The organism is Dietzia sp. E1, from assembly GCF_014145015.1.
Taxonomy (GTDB): Bacteria; Actinomycetota; Actinomycetes; order Mycobacteriales; family Mycobacteriaceae; genus Dietzia; species Dietzia cinnamea_A.
The window spans coordinates 1-3,112 of record NZ_JAALDU010000360.1; the positions used below are offsets into that span (position 1 = coordinate 1).

Below are 3,112 nucleotides of genomic sequence, written 5' to 3' on the forward strand. Positions count from 1 at the left end.
GGCACCGCGTGGCGGCCCAGGATCTCGAGCGCGGCCACGGCCTCGACGGCGGTGGCCCCGGCGCCGCCGGACGCCTCGTCGACGAGCAGGGCGGCGGCGCCGGTCTCGGCGACGCGTCCCCACACGGCGGTGCCGGGGGCGGTGTCGCCGTCGGCCCACGAGCGGATCACCGCGGGCATGTCGGACTTGGCCAGCAGAGAGTCGATGCTGCCGGCGAAGTCGATGATCTCGGGATCGAGTGCGAACTGCATGATGTGTGAAACCGCCTTCTCAGCCGCGCGGGAGGCCGAGGAGTCGCTCGGCGATGATGTTCTTCTGGACCTCGTTGGTGCCCGCGTAGATGGGGCCGGCGAGGGCGAACAGGTAACCGTCCATCCACTGCTCACCGGCGAGCTCGCCGGCCGTGTCCAGGACGTCCAGGGCGGTCTCGTGGGTCGCAATGTCCCAGTCCGACCAGAAGACCTTGTTGATCGAGGACTCGAAGCCGAGGTTGGCGCCGCCCGTGAGCTTGGTGACCGTGTTCCACGTGCTCAGCTCGTACTCGCGGGAGCCGATCCACGCGTCCGCCACGCGGTCGGCCAGCGCGCCGCGGGTGCGGTCGTCGAGGTCGCCCTCGCGGGAGTCCCACAGCTCGAGCAGCCGGTCGGTGGTGGCGAGGAAGCGCCCCGGGGAGCGCAGGGAAAGGCCGCGCTCGTTGTTGGCGGTGGACATGGCCACCTTCCAGCCCTGGTTGACCTCGCCGATCACGCCGGACTCGGCGGGCTTGGCCGGGTCGTCGGGCACGAAGACGTCCTCGAGGAACAGCTCCGCGAACCCGGGCAGACCGTCCAGCTGGTCGATGGGGCGCACGGTGACACCCTCGGCGCGCAGGTCGAACATGAAGTAGGTCAGGCCCTTGTGGCGGGGCTCGTCCGGATCCGTGCGGAACAGGCCGAAGCCCTTGTCGGCGAACGAGGCGCGGGTCGACCACACCTTCTGCCCGTTGAGGACCCAGCCGCCGTCGACCTTCTTCGCGGTCGAGCGCAGCGAGGCCAGGTCGGAGCCGGCCTCGGGCTCGGACCACGCCTGCGCCCAGATGTCGTCGGCGCGGGCCATGCGCGGCATGATGTGCGCGAGCTGCTCGGGGGAGGCGTGGTCGAACAGGGTCGGGGCCAGCAGGAAGATGCCGTTCTGGCTCACGCGCAGCGGCGCGCCGGCGCGGAAGTACTCCTCCTCGAAGACGACCCAGTTGACCAGGCCGCAGTCGCGCCCGCCGAACTCCTCGGGCCACGACACGACCGACATGCGGGCGTCGGCCATCTTCCGCTCCCACTCGCGGTGGGCCTCGAAGCCCTCGCGGGTGTCCATGTGCGGCAGCGGCTCGGACGGCACGTTCTCGGCCAGCCACTGCCGGACCTCGAGGCGGAACTCCTGCGTCGAGGCGTCCAGATCCAGATCCACGGTGTCAGCCTTCCTTCTTCTCGGACGCGGGGCCCGTCGAACCGGTGTTGGCGCTGTCGCGCATGGAGCGGGCGTCCATCCCGCCCAGGGACGCGGAGAACGAGTCGGTGTCGTCAGGCTCGGCGTTGGCGGAGTGCGCGAACATGTGCCAGCCGAACGCCGTGTCCAGCGAGGTCTGCAGCCCCATCTGGTCCTCGTTCGCATTGATGACCTTCTTGGCGAGCGTCAGCCCGAACGCCGGCATGGCCTTGATCTCCTCGGCGATCGAGTCGACCTTGGCCTGCAGCTCGTCGCGGGGCACGACGTGGTTGAGCATCCCCCACTCGAGCGCCTCGGCCGCGCCGAACCTGCGACCGGTGTAGAGGATCTCCTTCGCGCGGCGCGGGCCCAGCACGAAGGCGTGGGCGAAGTACTCGACGCCCGGGATGCCCATCTTCACGACGGGGTCGGAGAAGAACGCGTCGTCGGCGGCCACGATGAAGTCGCAGACCCACGCGAGCATGAGCCCGCCGGCGATGCAGGCGCCGTGCACCTGGGCGATCATCGGCTTGGGGATCTCCCGCCAGCGGCGGCACATCTGGACGTAGACCTCGGTCTCACGTGCCAGGCGCCGGTCGCCGCCGCCGCGGGTGGTGTGGTCCCACCAGATCGCGGCGCGGTTGGGGTACTCGACGTGGTGGTCGCGCTCGGGCGTGCCGATGTCGTGGCCGGCCGAGAAGTGCTTGCCGGCCGCGCGCAGGACGATCACCTTGACCGAGTCGTCCTCCACGGCCTTGATGAACGCGTTGTCCAGCGAGTACGTCATCACCGAGTTCTGCGCGTTGCGGAAGTCGGGGCGGTTGAGTGTGACGTACGCGGTGCCGTCGGAGACCTCGTAGGCCACCGGCTGCGTGTCCGGCCCGAGGTCGTCGACCCCGAGGACCGGAGGGATGGGTCCATCGGTCATGACCTGCAACTCTCCTTACCTAGCAAGTGCTTGGTTGGTACTGTACCGGACCGGCGTCGCACGCCGTAGCCGCCGTCGTTCAGACGCCGTATCCACCGTCCACGTCGAGCTTCTGTCCCGAGATGAACCCCGCGCGGTCCGAGGCCAGGAACGCCACCGCCTCGGCGATGTCGTCGGCCGTACCGAACCGGCGCAGCGGGATATTGGAGCGCGTGACCTCCAGCGCCCGCTCGTCGAGGTCACCCGAGGCGATGAGCCGGGACGCCATGCCGTCGGTGAGCATCCCCGGGCCCACGCAGTTCACCCGCACCCCGAAGCGCCCCTCCTCGGCGGCGAGCCCGCGCACGAGCTGTTCGACGGCGCCCTTGGGGGCCGCCGACAGGCCGTCGCGCACGGGGTAGCGGGTGGTGGCGGCGGTGGTGACGACGACGACGTTGCCCCCCACCGCGCGCAGGTGCGGAAGCGCGGAATGCGCGAGGGCGAAGAACGCCCCGGCGTCCTCGTCGAGCTGCCGGCGGAACTCGGCCGGCGCGATCCGCGACAGATGCACCATGGGCACGTGCGGACCGGCGCAATGGGCGAGCACGCGGATCCCGCCGTGCCGGGAGGCGATCCCGTCGATGCTGGCGGCGACCTCGTCGTCGTCGTCCCCGTCGTCGCTCGCCCCGCCACCGCTCGTCCCGCCACCGGGGGCGAGGCGGACGCACTCCACGGCCCGCGCCGACC

At 70.8% G+C, this 3,112-nt stretch carries 4 protein-coding genes; all 4 read right to left on the bottom strand.

The window, feature by feature from the left end:
• On the bottom strand, positions 1–251 hold a 251-nt coding region (locus tag G6030_RS11965; protein ID WP_182643272.1), incomplete at its 3' end, for an acyl-CoA dehydrogenase family protein.
• 19 nt (positions 252–270) lie between these two features.
• Positions 271–1,440, bottom strand: coding sequence for an acyl-CoA dehydrogenase family protein (locus G6030_RS11970; protein ID WP_182643273.1), 1,170 nt, complete (start codon positions 1,438–1,440; stop codon positions 271–273).
• Between the two features lie 4 nt (positions 1,441–1,444).
• On the bottom strand, positions 1,445–2,386 hold the full coding sequence (locus G6030_RS11975) for an enoyl-CoA hydratase (protein WP_007626141.1): 942 nt from the start codon (positions 2,384–2,386) through the stop codon (positions 1,445–1,447).
• 79 nt (positions 2,387–2,465) lie between these two features.
• Positions 2,466–3,112 (bottom strand): SDR family oxidoreductase (locus G6030_RS11980; RefSeq protein WP_182643274.1); only part of this gene is annotated, 647 nt, incomplete at its 5' end.